This window comes from Paraburkholderia sp. J41 (genome assembly GCF_905220235.1).
Taxonomy (GTDB): Bacteria; Pseudomonadota; Gammaproteobacteria; order Burkholderiales; family Burkholderiaceae; genus Paraburkholderia.
The window spans coordinates 44,153-59,628 of sequence record NZ_CAJMZE010000027.1 but is presented as its reverse complement, the minus strand read 5'-3'; the positions used below and the strand labels follow the sequence as shown (position 1 = coordinate 59,628).

The following is a 15,476-nucleotide window of genomic DNA, read 5'->3' as shown; positions in this document are numbered from 1 at the left end:
GTTGGCTACGTTATTCGTGCCGGGCCTGTCGTTGGGCGTCCGGCAGTGGTTGCAAGGGTTGCACAGCGTACGGTTAAGGCTCAGCTCATCCAGTTGCCGCCGTCGACGTTGAGCGTCTGCGCGGTGATGTAATCGGCGTCGGCGGAAGCGAGAAAGAGCGCCGCGCCCGTCAAATCCGCGGGCAAGCCCATGCGCCCGAGCGGCACGGCCTCGCCCACGAGGCGCTTCTTCTCGCCGAGGGGGCGGTGCTCGTAGCGCGCGAAGAGAGCGTCCACCTGCTCCCACATCGGCGTGTCCACCACGCCCGGCGCGATGCCGTTCACGTTGATCCGGTGCGGCGCAAGCGCGAGCGCGGCCGATTGCGTGTAGCTCAGCACGGCGGCCTTGGTCGCGCAGTAGTGCGAAACGAGCGCCTCGCCGCGCCGGCCCGCCTGCGACGACATATTGATGATCTTGCCGCCCTCGCCCTGCTCCACCATGCGGCGCGCGACGGCCTGCATGAGAAAGAACATGCCCTTCACGTTCACGTTGAAGAGGCGGTCGTAGACGTCCCAGGATTCGTCGAGGATCGGGCGCATGTCGAACAGCGCCGCGTTGTTGAAGAGAATGTCGATGCGGCCGAAGCGTTCGACGGCCGAAAGCACGATGCGCTCGATGTCCTCGCGGCGCGTGACGTCGGCGGTGACGGCCAGCACGCGCTCCGGGTGGGCGGCGGCCAGCACGGGCGCGATGGCGTCGGCCGGCTTCACGTCGACGAGCACGAGGCGCGCGCCTTCGTCCAGATAGCGCTGCGCCACCGCTTCGCCGATACCGCTAGCCGCGCCGGTCAGCACGGCCACCTTGTCCTGCAAACGTCCTGCCGGGGGCGCGGGATGTGCCACGAGGTTTGTCTCCGATTCGTTTCGTGCGGGCCACGGGAGTTCCGGGGCCAACATGCGAGCATTTGCTCGATTGGTGATCGAATGATCGGACACGCGTCGAGGCATGTCAAGGCGGGCAAACGCGATTGCTCAAGATTTCGATGGTGCGGCGCGCAAGCCCGCGTTCGGCATGCGTTCGAGAAAGAATGTCGGCGCATTCACGCACAACTGAGTGATACGTTATATCATCTCGCCTTCGCCCCATTGGGGCGCTGCGCCGCCGGCGCTGCTTCTTCACGTTTTGCTTTCGCCAGAACAAGGATAGAACCATGACGACGATCTCCCGTGCGGCCCGCGCGGCGCGCCACACCATGCTCGCGGGCCTTGGCGCCGCACTCGCACGCCGCGCCGCCACGCTCGCGTTCGCGCTGGGCGCGGCGCTCGGGGGCGCGAGCGCCGCCCAAGCCGCACAGGCCGCTCAGTCCGCACCCGCATCCGCCGCGATCCCCGTGGTCGCCGCCGAAAATTTTTACGGCGACGTCGTCAAGCAGATCGGCGGCAGTTATGTGGACGTGACCAGCATTCTCAGCAATCCCGACCAGGACCCGCACCTCTTCGAAGCCAGCCCGAAAACGGCGCGCGCGCTCCAGCACGCGCGCGTGGTGGTCTACAACGGCGCCGACTACGACCCGTGGATGGCCAAGCTGCTCGGCGCGACGAAAGCCGGCGGCGACACGCGCGCGACGATCGTGGCGGCGGACCTCGTCGGCAAAAAGGCGGGCGACAATCCGCACCTCTGGTACGACCCGAAAACCATGCCGGCGGTCGCGCGCGCGGTGAGCGCCGCGCTCGGCAGTGCGGACCCGGCGCACAAGAGCGTGTACGATGCGAACCTTGCGGCGTTTCTGAAGTCGCTGGAACCCATCGACGCCAAGGTTGCCTCGCTGCGCGCGCGCTATCGGGGGCAGCCGGTCACGGCGACGGAACCGGTGTTCGGCTACATGTCGGATGCGATCGGCCTCGATATGCGCAACCTGCGCTTCCAGCTCGCCACGATGAACGACACCGAGGCGAGCGCGACGGATATCGCCGCGTTCGAGCGCGATCTGCGCGAGCGTAAGGTGCGCGTGCTGATCTATAACAGCCAGGCGACCGAAGCGCTCACGCGCCGCATGCTCGCGCTCGCGCAGCAGTCGAAGGTGCCTTCGATGAGCGTGACGGAAACGGAACCGGCCGGCACGAACTTCCAGCAGTGGATGCTCGCGCAGCTCGACGCGCTCGACAAGGCGCTCGCGCTGAGCGCGCATTGAGTCGTCGCATTGAGTCGTCACATTGGATCGTGCATCGAGCGCGCTGAACGGCAACCCTAACGAGATCGAATTGAAGCAAGGAAAGCAGTCATGACAGCGGCCGGTCCCTCGCCCGCCGATGCGGCCGGCGGCGGCGCCCCCCGCACGGCGCATCGCGCGGCGACGCCCGTGCTCACGGTCGCGGGCGTCACGCTGGAACTCGGCGAACGCACGATCCTGCGCGAGGCGAATTTCGCCGTGAACCAGGGCGAATTCATCGGCGTGCTCGGGCCTAACGGCGCGGGCAAGACCACGTTGATGCGCGCCATTCTCGGCCTCGTGCCGGCCTCGCGCGGCGCGATTCGCGTGCTGGGCGAGCCGGTGGCGCGCGGCAACGCGAAGATCGGCTACATGCCGCAAACGCGCACCGCGCTCGCGAGCCGCCGCGTGCGCGGGCGCGATTTCGTGGCGATGGCCGCGGACGGCCACCGCTGGGGCCTGCCCCGCGCCGACGCCGCCACGCGCGCCGACGTCGCGCGCGTGCTCGATCTGGTGGGCGCGAGCGCGCTCGCCGACCGGCCGCTTTCCGAGCTTTCCGGCGGCGAGCGCCAGCGCCTGTTGCTCGCGCAATGCCTGCTCGGCGAACCCAGGCTGCTGCTGCTCGACGAGCCGCTCATCAGCCTCGACCCGCATCATCAGCGCGGCGTGGTCGAACTCGTGCGGCGCGTGCAGCGCGAACTCGGCATCGCCGTGCTGTTTTCGGCGCACGAACTCAATCCGCTCCTCAACGCGCTCGACCGCGTGCTGTATCTCGGCAACGGCGTGGCGGCGCTCGGCAGCGTCGACGAAGTCATCACCGCGCCCGTGCTCTCGCGGCTCTACGGTTCGCCGATCGAGGTGATGCGCATGAAGGGCCGCATTTTCGTGATGTCGGGCGACGTGGAAGTGGAAAAGCACGATCACGAACACGAGCACGACCATGCGCACGATCATGGTCACGGCCACTCGCACGGTAATTCGCACGGCCACCGCCACGGCAACGACAACAACGCACACGGCCACACGCACGATGTTTGACTACGATTTCATGGTGAACGCCTTCGCGGCGTCGGGCATCGTCGCGGTGCTCGCGGGCGTGGTGGGCTACTTTCTCGTGATGCGCGGCCAGACCTTCGCGGGCCATGCGCTCTCGCACGTGGGCTTCACGGGCGCGACGGGCGCCGTGCTGCTGGGCGTCTCGCCGATCTGGGGCATGGTCGGCTTCACGCTCGCCGCGGGCGTGGCGATGGGCGCGCTCGGCGAAAAGCTCGCGGGCCGCGACGTCGCCATCGGCGTGATTCTCTCGCTCGCGCTCGGCTTCGGCCTCCTGTTCCTGCACTTCTTCACCTCGTATGCCACGCAAGTCACGGCGCTGCTGTTCGGCAACGTGCTCGGCGTGAACCACGACACGCTCGGCGTGCTCGCGGCGCTCGCCGCGGCAAGCCTCGCGGCGCTCGCGGCGATCATGCGGCCGCTCCTGTTCGCCTCGCTCCAGCCGGAACTGGCCGAGGCGAAAGGCGTCTCGCTGCGTCTCGTGTCGATGCTGTTTCTCGCCATCGCCGCGCTCGCCGTGGCCGCCTGCACGCAGATCGTGGGCGTGCTGCTCGTGTTCACGCTGATGGTGGGCCCCGCGGCCGCCGCGCAAAACCTCACCACGCGGCTTTCCGCCGGCCTCGTGCTCGCCGCGCTGCTCGCGCTCGCGCAGGCGTGGCTGGGCGTGACGCTCGCGTTCTACACCGACTGGCCGACGAGCTTCTGGATCACGGCGCTCGCCGCGCTCGTGTACGGCGCGAGCCTGCTCGGGCGGCGTCAGACGTAGGTTCGCCGCCGTGTTTCGCCGTCCTGGCCGGTGCGATGCGCGCCGGCGAAAAAGGCGTTGCCCCTCGCGGTGCAACGCCTTTTTTCATGCCGCCCGCTCGACGCGAGAATTCAGTTGCACAGCGCGCGCGCATGATGCGCGAGATGGTCCTCGATAAAGCTCTGGATGAAGAAGTAGCCGTGGTCGTAGCCTGCGTGGCGGCGCAGCGTGAGCGGCTGGCCCGCGGCCTTGCAGGCGGCTTCGAACACGTCCGGGTTCAGTTGATTCTCGAGGAACGTATCGGCGAGACCCTGATCGACGAGCAGGCCTTGCGCGAACTTGTGCGACGCCTTCGCCACGAGTTCGCTCGCGTCGTATTGCTTCCACGCTTCGCGGTCGTCGCCGAGATAGCCCGAGAACGCCTTCTCGCCCCACGGGCAGCGCGTGGGCGCGGCAATGGGCGCGAACGCCGACACCGAGCGATAAATCCGCGGATTGCGCAGCGCCAGCACGAGCGCGCCGTGACCGCCCATCGAATGCCCGAAAATGCCGAGCCTTTCGCCGTCGATGGGCAATTCGCGCAGCACCGTTTCGCGCAATTCGTCGCGCACGTAGGTGTACATGCGCCAATGCTTCGACCACGGCTCCTGGGTGGCATCGACATAAAAACCCGCGCCCACGCCGAAGTCCCACGCATCGGTTTCGCCGGGCACGTTCGCGCCGCGCGGGCTGGTGTCGGGAGCGATCAGCGCGATGCCGTGCTGCGCGGCGAAGCGCTGCGCGCCCGCCTTGATCGGGAAGGTTTCCTCGGTGCAGGTCAGGCCCGCGAGATAGAACAGCGCGGGGACCGTCGGCGCGGCGCTCGTCGACGCCTGGTTCAGTGCCTGCGGCGGCAGGTACACGGAAAAGCGCATCGGCAAGCCGATCGCCGACGACGCGTGCCGGTAGATGCGCTGCACACCGCCATAACAGGCGTGCTCCTCGATAAGTTCAAGCATGGCGTGCCTCGTTGAATACGCGCAGGACGCGCAGGAAAAACCGCTAGTAAAGCATGACGGCGCGAAGCGCGTCGAACTGCGCGTGCGCGGGCCTTCGATGTCGACCGCGCCGACCGCGCGCGAAGCAACCGCCGTGTGCGCGGCAGCCGTACGCTCGCCTTGGCGAACACGGCCGCGCGCAGCGTGTCAGGCGAACCACGTCCGCACGCGGCCATACAGGTCGATGAAGCGCGCGTAGCGGCGCGCCAGCTCCGCGTCGCCGCGCGGCGAGGCCACCCGCGTTGCCGTGGGCGCGAGCGCCGCGAGGTCGCCGGGGCGCCAGTGGCCGCACGCGAGACCGCCCAGCATCGCCGCGCCGCGCGCGGCCGCGTTCGGGCAGTCGATCGCGTGCAGGTCGGCGTCGAGCGCGTCGGCGAGCAACTGGCGCCAGCGCGCATCGACGGAACCGCCTCCCGCGAGCTTGAGCATCGGCACGAGGTGCGCATTGCGCGCGCCCGCATCGGCGGGCGGTTTTGCGGCCGGTGTTGCGGCCGGTGCTGCGGCCGGTGTTGCGCTCGCTGGCGCGCCCGCGTGGTCCTCGCCGGCCTCGCGCAGCGCGTCGAGGCCCGCGCGCAGCGCGAACGCCACGCCTTCGAACGCCGCGCGCATCAGCGTGCCGCGCGTGTCGCCGAGCGCCGCGCCGAGCCAGCCGCCGCGCGCCGCCGGATCGAGCCACGGCGAACGCTCGCCGCTCAGATACGGCAGAAACGCGAGCGTCGCGGAAGGCGCGGCGGCGAACGATTCCGCGTAAGCCTGCGGCCAGTCGTAGGCGAGCCAGCCGCGCACCGCTTCGAGCGCCACGCCCACGTTCTGCATCGCCGCCATCGCATACCAGCCGCCCGTGGCCGACCGGTAACGATGCAGGCCGCGCCGCGCGGGCGGCTCGACGCGCGACGTGACGACGATCTGTCCGCCCGTGCCCGTGGTGAGCAGCGCGTCGCCGTGTTCCGCGAGGCCGCTGCCCAGCACGGCGCACGGCGTGTCGCCCGCGCCGGTGGCGAGCACGATGCCGGCCGGCAGGCCGAGCGCGCGCGCGGCCGCGTCGCTCAACGCGCCGCACGCCTCGCCCGACGCCGCGAGCGGCGCGAACCAGCGAGCCGGCAAGCCCAGGCGCTCGATCAGCGCGAAGTCCCATGCGCCGTCGGGCGCGGCGAGCGCGGTCGCGCACGCGTCGGAGGGATCGGCGGCCACCGTTCCGCCGAGCGCGACGCGCAGCCAGTCCTTCGGCTGCAAGGCCCAGCGCGCGGCCTGCGCGACTTCCGGCTCGTGACGCGCGACCCAGCGCAGCAGCGGCCCTGCCATGCCGGGCGCGACGGGGTTGGGCTGCGCGTGCGCCGCTTCGTCGGGCCAAGCGTCGAGCAGCGCTTGCGCGCGCGTGTCGGGCCAGAGCATGGCGCGGCGCAAGGCGCGGCCCGCTTCGTCGGTCAGCACGACGCCGTGCATCTGCCCGGAAAAGCCAATCGCGCGCACCGCCGCGCGTTCGGCCTCGGGCAACCGCGCGCAGGTCTGCACGAGCGCCTCCCACCAGCGTTCGACGTCGATTTCGGCCCAGCCGGACTGCGGCGTCTCCAGCGCGTAGGCGACGCTTGCGGCGGCGCGCTCGTTGCCGTCGCCGTCGACGATAGCGAGCTTGAGCGAACCGGTGCCGAGATCAATGCCGAGAAAACGCGTGTGCGAGTGGCTCATAAATGTCGAAAAAACAGCGTGGTGAGAAGCGGGAGAAAAACGGCGGGAAAAAGTGCGCTCATGATACCGGCGCGCGGCGGGACGACGCCCGAGACGACGCGGGAAAGCGAGCGGAGAACCCGCGCCCGCGGTGCTTTTGGTTGCATCGGCTTTGCGATGCCGCTCCGCCATTTCGTCGCGATGCCGATGCGGATCGGCCGCGATGACCCTGCGATCGCAGCCGCGAATCGGCTGCGGATCGGCTGCAAATCCGCCGCAAATCGGCTACGAACTCCGCCACGAATCGGCTGCGGATTGGTTGCGAATCGGCTGCGGTTTGGCTGCAAATCCGCCGCAATCGGGCTGCGGATTTGCAGCGATTTCGCCCGGGGACTCGCTGCGGCCTCAATACGATTTTGTCGCGAATCCGCCGCAAATCCCGCGCGATCCCGGCGTCGCTCCGCCGTCAAAACCGCAGCGAATTCGCCGCGAATCCCCGCGCGGTCCGCGCCGGTTCGCGGGTTAACCCGCCGCGCTCGCCCGACATGCAAAACGGCTCACATGGCGCGCGGCGAATACAGATCATAACGGCGCCGCCATGCGCCGCGTCCGCCGCCGCGCGCCGCGTGCGGGCACCGGAACCGCGCGCGAGGCCCGCAGCCGCCGCCTCAGCGCCGATAAGCGGCTTTTCGCTGCGGCCGTGCGCGGTCCGCCCCTCGTCGGCGAGGCCATTTCCCCGCGCGCGCATATCGTCGCCGGAAAGCACGGAATAGTCCCCAGCGGTCTTGTTGGCGCTTTTTCTGCCGCATACCTTGGAGGCATATTCCAACAGAGACGGAGAGAGACGACATGCAAGCCAAGGGCATCAAGGACCAGACGCGCGCAAGCCAGGTCCACCCCTGCGACGAGCGGCTGCCGTTCGGTCAGTTGCTCACGCTCGGCATCCAGCACGTGCTCGTGATGTACGCGGGCGCGGTGGCCGTGCCGCTCATCATCGGCGGCGCGATCGGGCTGCCCAAGGATCAAGTCGCCTTCCTCATCAGCGCCGACCTGTTCGCGTGCGGCATCGCCACGCTCATCCAGACGCTCGGCCTGTGGATCTTCGGCATTCGGCTGCCCGTCATCATGGGCTGCACGTTCGCCTCGGTCGGCCCGATGATCGCCATCGGCACGAATCCGGCGCTCGGCATTCTCGACATCTTCGGCTCGACGATCGCGGCGGGCGCCATCGGCATTCTCATTTCGCCGATGATCGGCAAGCTGCTGCGCTTTTTCCCGCCCGTGGTGGTGGGCACGGTGATCGCCGTGATCGGTTTGTCGCTCATGGAAGTGGGCATCAACTGGGCGGCGGGCGGCGTGGGCAACCCCGAGTACGGCAACCCCGTCTACCTCGGCCTTTCGCTGATGGTGCTGATGCTGATCCTGCTCATCAACAAGTTCGGGCGCGGCTTCGTCGCCAACATCTCGGTGCTGCTCGGCATTGTCGCGGGTTTCGCCATCGCGCTCGCGCTCGGCCGCGTGAACCTCGCCGGCATGGCGAGCGCGCCGTGGGTCGGCTTCGTGATGCCGTTTCACTTCGGCATGCCGAGGTTCCACATTTTGCCGATCGCGACGATGGTGATCGTGATGTTCGTGACCTTCATCGAATCGACGGGCATGTTCCTCGCCGTGGGCGACATGGTCGAGCGCCCCGTCGATCAGGCGACGCTCGTGCGCGGCCTGCGGGTGGACGGCCTGGGCACGATGATCGGCGGCATCTTCAACTCGTTTCCGCATACGTCGTTTTCGCAGAACGTGGGCTTGATCGGCGTGACGGGCGTAAAGAGCCGCTACGTGTGCGCGATGGGCGGCGTGATTCTCGTGCTGCTCGGCCTCTTTCCGAAAATGGCGCAGATGGTCGCCTCGGTGCCCGCGTTCGTGCTGGGCGGCGCGGGCATCGTGATGTTCGGCATGGTGGCCGCGAACGGCATCAAGGTGCTCTCGCGCGTGGACTTCGTGAAGAACCAGCACAACCTGTTCATCGTGGCCGTGAGCGTGGGCTTCGGGCTCGTGCCGGTCGTCTCGCCGCACTTCTTCGCGAAGCTGCCGCCCGCGCTTTCACCGCTGCTGCACAGCGGAATTCTGCTGGCTTCGGTTTCGGCGGTGGTGCTGAACCTGATCTTCAACGGCGCACGCAGCGAGCGCGCCGCCGAGCGCGCGATTCGCCGCGCCGGCCACGATCTCGACCCCGCGCACGACAGCGCGCAGCCGTCGGACACGGGCCATGAAATGCCGCGCACGGCGGCGCACTGAGTTGACGCGAGAGGTTCCCGGCTACGGCGCGTTGGCGCGGGGCCGGGGTCTTTTGCTGGTTTGGCGCCACGGGAAACCGTGGCGTTTTTTTTGCTCGCCTGGTTGCCTGCTGCTTCGTTCGCTTCGTCCGCTTCGTTCGCGCGGCGCGCCGGCCCAATAAAAAACGCCACGGTTCCCCGTGGCGTTTTCGTATCGGCATATCGCCGGACAGCGCGATACGCAAGCCTGCCCGCTCCCGCTACCCCGCCGTGGCCGCCGAAGCCGCCGCCGGCGCGCTGGCCGCGCCGTAATCGACCGGCGCATCGGCCGGACGCGGCGTTTCGCCCGCGTGCTCGATCCAGCCGCCGCCCAGCGCGCGATACAGATCGACGAGATTGGTGAGCCGCGCGAGACGCGCCGTGATGAGCGACTGCTGCGCCGAATACAGGTTCGTTTGCGCCGTCAGCACGGGCAGATAGCTGTCCACGCCGTTCTTGTAGCGCAGCTCCGAAAGATCGAGGCCACGCTGGTTCGCGAAGGTGCTGCGCTCGAGCGCCAGGATCTGCTGATCGTAGGTGCCGCGCGCGGCGAGCCCGTCGGCCACTTCGCGGAACGCCGACTGGATCGCCTTTTCGTAGCTCGCGATTTCGATGCGCTTCTCGACGTTCGCGAGTTCCAGGTTCGCGATGTTCGAGCCGCCGGCGAAAATCGGCAGCGAAATCTGCGGCACGAAACTCCACGCCGCCGTGCCCGCCTTGAAGAGACCGCCGAGCGAAAGGCTTTCGGTGCCGAACGCCGCCGTGAGCGAGATCTTCGGGAAGAACGCCGCCCGCGCCGCGCCGATATTGGCGTTGGCCGCAAGCAGGCTTTCCTCGGCTTCCATGATGTCGGGACGACGCGTGAGCAGGTCCGAAGGCAAGCCCGCCGGAACGTCCGAGAGCAGGTTCTGACCGTCGAGCGGCAAGCCTTGCGGCAGGTCGGCCGGCAGCGGCTCGCCGATCAGCAGCACGAGCGCGTTCTCGGCCTGCGCGCGGGCGCGCAGTTGCGCCTGCAAGTTGGCCTGCGCCGTTTCGACCACGGTCTGCGCCTGGCGCAGATCGAGTTCGGTGCCGGTGCCGTTGTCGAACTGCGCCTTGGTGATGCGATACGACTCCTGCGCCGTCTTGAGCGTGTCCTGCGTGACCTTCAGCAGATCGTCGTCGGAGAGCATCGTCAGATACTGGTCGGCGACTTGCGAGACCAGCGTGATTTCCGCGGCCTTGCGCGCCTGCGCCGTCGACAGATACTGCGCGAGCGCCTGATCCTTCAGGCTGCGCACGCGACCCCAGAAGTCGATTTCCCACGACGCCTGCAAGCCCACGTTGTACACGCTGTACGGGTTCTCGGGCGCCGTCTGCAACGCCCTCGGCACGCGCGAGCGCGAGTCCGTGCCCACGCCGTCGATGGTCGGGAACAGGTCGGCGCGCGTGATCTGATACTGCGCGCGCGCCGCCTCCACGTTCAGCACCGACACGCGCAGGTCGCGGTTGTTCTTCAGCGCGATCTCGACGAGCTGCTGCAAGCGCGGATCGACGAAGAAGTCGCGCCAGCCGATGTCGGTGGCCGGGGCGTTGTTGGCGCTGCGCGCGTTCTGCTCGGCGCCGTTGGGCGCGCCGGCTTCCATCGCGTCGCTCGCGCCGGTCTGGCCGGGGTTGGACGTGGCGCCCGGCTGCGCGTCGTAGACGCCGCCTTGCGGGAACGTCTGCGAAACCGGCGCCTCGGGCCGGTGATACCACGGCGCCATCGTGCAACCCGCGAGGAGCGCGGTGGCCGCCGCAATTACGGATAGTTTATGCATCTCAGTGTCCTTCGTTGCCCGGGCCGCGGTTGTTGCCACCATTGTTGCCGCCGTCGTTGCCGCCCGCACCGCCGTTCGGCGTGTGGTCGTCGTCGTGGTCGTGCGCGTGGTGCTCTTCGTAATGCTGAAGCGCGACGTCCGGGTTCTCCTTCTCGCCGGCGAACTTCGCGCGAATCACCACGAAGAACATCGGGATCATGAAGATCGCGAGGAAGGTTGCCGTAACCATGCCGCCGATCACGCCCGTGCCGATCGCGTGCTGGCTGGCCGAGCCCGCGCCGTTCGAGATCGCGAGCGGCAGCACGCCGAGAATGAACGCCATCGACGTCATCAGGATCGGGCGCAGCCGCAGACGCGAGGCTTCGAGCGCCGCCTCGACCGGTCCCATCTTGCCTTCCGCCTGGAGGTCGCGCGCGAATTCCACGATCAGGATCGCGTTCTTCGCCGACAGGCCCACGGTGGTCAACAGCCCCACCTGGAAGAACACGTCGTTTTCGAGGCCGCGCAAGGTGACCGCCAGCAGCGCGCCGAGCACGCCGAGCGGCACCACCATGATGACCGCGAACGGAATCGACCAGCTTTCGTACAGCGCCGCGAGACACAGGAACACGACGAGGATCGAGATGCCGTAGAGGATAGGCGCCTGCGAGCCCGACTGGCGTTCCTGGAACGACAGGCCGGTCCACTCGTAGCCGATCCCCGCGGGCAGCTTCGCCGCGATCGCTTCCATGGCCGTCATCGCCTGGCCGGTCGACTTGCCTTCGCCGGCCTGACCCTGGATTTCCACCGCCGAGATGCCGTTGTAACGCTCGAGCTTCGGCGAACCGTAGGTCCAGTGGCCGGTCGCGAACGAGCCGAACGGCACCATCCCGCCCGCGCCGTTGCGCACGTACCAGACGTTCAGGTCGTTGGGCGTCATGCGGAACGGCGCGTCGGCCATCACGTACACCTTCTTGATCCGGCCGTCGACGTCGAGGAAGTTGTTCACGTACGACGACGCCCACGCGATCGAGAAGGTCTGGTCCACCGCCGCCGCCGTCACGCCGAGCGCTTCGGCCTTCTCGCGGTCGATGTCGATCTGGTACTGCGGCGTGTCGTTCAGGCCGTTCGGGCGCACCAGCGCGAGGCTCGGGTCCTTCGCCGCCATGCCGAGCAGCATGTTGCGCGCATCCATGAGCTTGTCGTGGCCGACGCCGCCGCGATCCTGGAGTTCGAAGTCGAAGCCCGACGCCGTGCCCAGTTCGGGAATCGACGGCGGATTCACCGGAATCACCATCGCGTCCTTGTAGCCCGCGTAACGGCCGAACATGCGGCGCACCAGCGCCTGCACCTTCTGGTCGGCGTGCTGGCGCTCCTTGTAGTCCTTCATCCGCACGAACACGAGACCCGAGTTCTGGCCGCGGCCCGCGAAGCTGAAGCCGTTCACCGTGAACGTCGACTCGACGATCGACTTCTCGTCGTTGAGCAGATAGTTCTGGATGTTGGCCAGCGTGCGCGCCGTGGTTTCCTGCGTCGAGCCCGAAGGCGTCTGCACGATCACGAACATCGTGCCCTGGTCCTCGTCGGGCAGGAACGACTTCGGCAGGCGCACGAACAGCAGGCCGACCGCGACGATCACCGCGAGATAGATGATGAGCCAGCGGCCCGAGCGCTTGATGACGTGATAGACGCCGCTGTGGTACTTGTCGCGGCTCTTTTCGAACGTACGGTTGAACCAGCCGAAGAAACCCTTCTTCTCTTCGTGATGGCCCTGCGGGATGGGCTTGAGGATGGTCGCACAGAGCGCCGGCGTGAGAATCAGCGCGACGAGCACGGACAGCACCATCGCCGCCACGATCGTGAGCGAGAACTGGCGATAGATGGCGCCCACCGAACCGCCCGAGAACGCCACCGGCACGAACACGGCGGAGAGCACGAGCGCCACGCCCACCAGCGCGCCGGTGATCTGGCCCATTGCCTTGCGGGTGGCTTCCTTCGGCCCCAGCCCTTCCTCCGCCATCACCCGCTCGACGTTCTCCACCACCACGATGGCGTCGTCCACCAGCAGGCCGATGGCGAGCACGAGACCGAACATGGAGAGCGTATTGATGGAGAAGCCCACCGCCGCCATGATCGCGAACGTGCCCAGCAGCACCACCGGCACCGCGATCGTCGGGATCAGCGTCGCGCGCAGGTTCTGAAGGAACAGGTACATCACGAGGAACACGAGCACGATGCCTTCGAGCAGCGTCTTGATCACTTCCTCGATCGACAGACGCACGAACGGCGTGGTGTCGTACGGGTACTTCACGACGAGACCGTGCGGGAAGTACTTCGAGAGGTCGTCGATCTTCTGGCGCACGAGCTTCGCGGTTTGCAGCGCGTTCGCGCCGGTCGCGAGCTGAATGCCCAGACCCGCCGTGGGCGCGCCGTTGTACTTCGTGTCGAAGTTGTAGTTTTCGCCGCCGAGGCTGATGCGCGCCACGTCCTTCAGGCGCACCTGCGAGCCGTCCTGATTCACCTTCAGCAGGATGTTGCCGAAGTCGTCGGGCGTATGCAGCAGCGTCGATTCCGTGATGGTCGCCTGGAACGACTGCCCCGCGACCGACGGCGTGCCGCCGAGCTGGCCGCCCGCGATCTGCACGTTCTGCGCCGTGATGGCCGCCGTGACGTCGGATGGCGTGAGACTGTAGTTCGTGAGCTTGTTCGGATCGAGCCAGACGCGCATCGCGTACTGCGAGCCGAACAGCGTGACCGTGCCCACGCCGTCGATACGGCTGACCGGGTCTTCCACGTTCGACGCCACGTAGTTCGCGAGGTCGTACTTCGTCATGCTGCCGTCTTCGGACACGAACGCCATCACCAGCAGGAAGCTGTTGCTGGACTTCGTGACCTTGATGCCGAGCTGCTGCACGACCTGCGGCAGAATAGGCGTGGCGAGCTGAAGCTTGTTCTGCACCTGCACCTGCGCGATGTCCGCATTGGTGCCGGCGGCGAACGTCAGCGTGATCGTGGCCGTGCCCGAGTCGTCACTGGTGGACGAAAGATACAGCAGGTGGTCGAGACCGCTCATCTGCTGCTCGATCACCTGCGTGACGGTGTTTTCCACCGTTTTCGCCGAGGCGCCCGGGTAGGTCGCGCTGATCTGGATGGACGGCGGCGCGATGGTCGGATACTGCGCGACCGGCAGCGTGAACACCGACGCTATACCGGCCAGCATCAGGATGATGGCGACCACCCACGCGAAAATCGGGCGGTCGATAAAGAACTTTGCCATGAAGCACGCTCCCGTTTATTGCGCCGCGGAGGCGGCGGGTGCGGCCGATGCCGCGCCCGAGGCAGCCGAGGCGCCCGAAGCGGCGCCCGACGCATTCGCGTAGCCCGAAGCGGTGGCCTCGTCGGCCGAAGGCGAACCCGGCGGCGGCGGCGGCGGCAGTTGCGCGTCGATCGCCTTGACTTCGGCGCCCGGCTTGACCTTTTCCGTGCCCTGCACGATCACGCGGTCGCCCGCGTTGATGCCGCTCTCCACGATCCAGTCCTGACCCTGCGAGCCCGACGTGACGATCGGATGCAGCTCCACCTTGTTGTCCTTGTTGACGACCATCACCGTGGCCTGGCCCTTCTGGTCGTGCTGGACGCCCACTTGCGGCACGAGGAACGCGTGGTCGTTGGTGCCTTCCTCGATGCGCGCGCGCACGAACATGCCCGGCAGCAGCACGCGGTCGGGGTTCGGGAACAGCGCGCGAACCGTGACCGAGCCCGTGGTCTGGTCGACCGTGACGTCGGAGAACTGGAGCTTGCCCGGCTGCGTGTACGAGCGGCCGTCTTCCAGAATGAGCGTGACCTTGGCGGCGTTCGGGCCGTTGGTCTGGAGACGCCCTTCCTGGATTTCGCGGCGCAGCTTCAGGCCGTCGAGGCTCGATTGCGTGAGGTCGACGTACATCGGGTCGAGCTGCTGCACGGTGGACATGAGCGTGGCCGCGCTCGCCTGCACGTAGGCGCCCGGCGTGACCTGCGAGATGCCGACCTGGCCCGACACGGGCGAGACGACGTCCGTGTAACCGAGGTTGATCTGCGCGGTGTCGACGGCAGCCTTGCCTGCCGCGACGTCGGCGGCGGCCTGGCCTTGCGCCGAAACGGCGTTGTCGTAGTCCTGCTTGCTGACCGCGTTCGCCGCGACGAGCACCTTGTAGCGCGCGACGAGCGCGTTCTGCGTGACGAGGTTCGCCTGCGCCTTCGCGAGCGTTGCCTTGGCGTTGTTCAACGACGCGATATACGGAGCCGGGTCGATCTTGTAAAGCCGCTGGCCCGCCTTCACTTGCGAGCCTTCGGTGAATTCGCGGCGCAGCACGATGCCGTCGACCCGTGCGCGCACTTGCGCGACGAGGAAGGCGTTGGTGCGGCCCGGCAGTTCGGAAACAACCGGCACGCTGGTCGGCTGGACGGTAACGATCCCCACTTGGGGCGTTTGCGGCGGCGGCGCCGACTGCTTTTCACCGCACGCGGCAAGCGCGATGGCAGCCGTCGCGACACTGATTAGGCGGAATGGAACCCGTTCGACGCGCATGGAGCGACCTCTGTCTATAACTGACAATAAAAGCGTGCGGCGTCCTGCAACGAGGAGGACGGCGACGCACGCCAGCATCTGGCAAATACCTGACGGATAAGCCCGGTACTTCTTGTTAGAAAGGCGCGATTCCG

Annotated in this window: 12 protein-coding genes; 4 read left to right on the top strand and 8 right to left on the bottom strand. The window is 67.7% G+C overall.

Features of this window, described 5'->3' with window-relative positions; translation table 11 throughout:
* Nucleotides 1-80: 80 nt before the first annotated feature.
* Entirely contained in the window at nt 81-881 is an 801-nt protein-coding gene (locus U5805_RS23720; protein ID WP_322105947.1) for an L-iditol 2-dehydrogenase, read from the bottom strand.
* Between the two features lie 350 nt (nt 882-1,231).
* On the opposite strand from U5805_RS23720, the gene U5805_RS23715 reads away from it, so the two are divergent.
* From U5805_RS23715 to U5805_RS23705, 3 genes are all read left to right on the top strand, one after another.
* Nucleotides 1,232-2,170 carry a metal ABC transporter solute-binding protein gene (locus tag U5805_RS23715; protein WP_415914652.1) on the top strand — a complete coding sequence of 313 codons (939 nt, stop codon included), beginning with the start codon at nt 1,232-1,234 and terminating at the stop codon, nt 2,168-2,170.
* Between the two features lie 90 nt (nt 2,171-2,260).
* The gene (locus tag U5805_RS23710; RefSeq protein WP_322105945.1) at nt 2,261-3,226 is read left to right on the top strand and encodes an ABC transporter ATP-binding protein; all 966 of its coding nucleotides are present in this window, start codon (nt 2,261-2,263) and stop codon (nt 3,224-3,226) included.
* Complete coding sequence (locus U5805_RS23705; protein ID WP_322105944.1) at nt 3,219-4,007, top strand: metal ABC transporter permease; 789 nt, start codon at nt 3,219-3,221, stop codon at nt 4,005-4,007. The genes U5805_RS23710 and U5805_RS23705 overlap by 8 nt, the downstream gene beginning before the upstream one ends.
* A 110-nt stretch (nt 4,008-4,117) precedes the next feature.
* Here U5805_RS23705 and fghA read toward each other — a convergent pair whose 3' ends face one another.
* The 4 genes from fghA to U5805_RS23685 form a co-directional block, all read right to left on the bottom strand.
* Nucleotides 4,118-4,984 (bottom strand): S-formylglutathione hydrolase, encoded by an 867-nt coding sequence (gene fghA / locus U5805_RS23700; protein ID WP_322105943.1) that lies wholly within the window; start codon nt 4,982-4,984, stop codon nt 4,118-4,120.
* A 186-nt stretch (nt 4,985-5,170) separates the two neighbouring features.
* Nucleotides 5,171-6,709, bottom strand: coding sequence for a xylulokinase (locus U5805_RS23695; protein ID WP_322105942.1), 1,539 nt, complete (start codon nt 6,707-6,709; stop codon nt 5,171-5,173).
* Complete coding sequence (locus U5805_RS23690) at nt 6,706-7,158, bottom strand: hypothetical protein (protein WP_322105941.1); 453 nt, start codon at nt 7,156-7,158, stop codon at nt 6,706-6,708. The genes U5805_RS23695 and U5805_RS23690 overlap by 4 nt, the downstream gene beginning before the upstream one ends.
* Nucleotides 7,155-7,454, bottom strand: coding sequence for a hypothetical protein (locus U5805_RS23685; RefSeq protein ID WP_322105940.1), 300 nt, complete (start codon nt 7,452-7,454; stop codon nt 7,155-7,157). The genes U5805_RS23690 and U5805_RS23685 overlap by 4 nt, the downstream gene beginning before the upstream one ends.
* A gap of 83 nt (nt 7,455-7,537) precedes the next feature.
* Here U5805_RS23685 and U5805_RS23680 point away from each other — a divergent pair, with 83 nt between their 5' ends.
* Entirely contained in the window at nt 7,538-8,980 is a 1,443-nt protein-coding gene (locus U5805_RS23680) for a nucleobase:cation symporter-2 family protein (RefSeq protein ID WP_322105939.1), read from the top strand.
* Between the two features lie 238 nt (nt 8,981-9,218).
* Here U5805_RS23680 and U5805_RS23675 read toward each other — a convergent pair whose 3' ends face one another.
* The 3 genes from U5805_RS23675 to U5805_RS23665 are packed head-to-tail and all read right to left on the bottom strand — an operon-like array spanning nt 9,219 to nt 15,342.
* Entirely contained in the window at nt 9,219-10,796 is a 1,578-nt protein-coding gene (locus U5805_RS23675; RefSeq protein ID WP_322105938.1) for an efflux transporter outer membrane subunit, read from the bottom strand.
* A gap of 1 nt (nt 10,797) precedes the next feature.
* Nucleotides 10,798-14,052, bottom strand: a complete 3,255-nt coding sequence (locus U5805_RS23670) for an efflux RND transporter permease subunit (protein WP_322105937.1) — start codon at nt 14,050-14,052, stop codon at nt 10,798-10,800.
* Nucleotides 14,053-14,067: 15 nt separating this feature from the next.
* Nucleotides 14,068-15,342 (bottom strand): efflux RND transporter periplasmic adaptor subunit, encoded by a 1,275-nt coding sequence (locus U5805_RS23665; RefSeq protein WP_322105936.1) that lies wholly within the window; start codon nt 15,340-15,342, stop codon nt 14,068-14,070.
* Nucleotides 15,343-15,476 lie beyond the last annotated feature (134 nt).

Bases quoted from the DNA above. Each gene is read 5' to 3' on its own strand.
- U5805_RS23715 (WP_415914652.1), top strand. From the start codon at position 1,232: ATGCTCGCGGGCCTTGGCGCCGCACTCGCACGCCGCGCCGCCACGCTC.
- U5805_RS23695 (WP_322105942.1), bottom strand. From the start codon at position 6,709: ATGAGCCACTCGCACACGCGTTTTCTCGGCATTGATCTCGGCACCGGT.
- U5805_RS23665 (WP_322105936.1), bottom strand. From the start codon at position 15,342: ATGCGCGTCGAACGGGTTCCATTCCGCCTAATCAGTGTCGCGACGGCT.
- U5805_RS23670 (WP_322105937.1), bottom strand. From the start codon at position 14,052: ATGGCAAAGTTCTTTATCGACCGCCCGATTTTCGCGTGGGTGGTCGCC.
- U5805_RS23675 (WP_322105938.1), bottom strand. From the start codon at position 10,796: ATGCATAAACTATCCGTAATTGCGGCGGCCACCGCGCTCCTCGCGGGT.
- U5805_RS23705 (WP_322105944.1), top strand. From the start codon at position 3,219: ATGTTTGACTACGATTTCATGGTGAACGCCTTCGCGGCGTCGGGCATC.
- fghA (WP_322105943.1), bottom strand. From the start codon at position 4,984: ATGCTTGAACTTATCGAGGAGCACGCCTGTTATGGCGGTGTGCAGCGC.
- U5805_RS23710 (WP_322105945.1), top strand. From the start codon at position 2,261: ATGACAGCGGCCGGTCCCTCGCCCGCCGATGCGGCCGGCGGCGGCGCC.
- U5805_RS23680 (WP_322105939.1), top strand. From the start codon at position 7,538: ATGCAAGCCAAGGGCATCAAGGACCAGACGCGCGCAAGCCAGGTCCAC.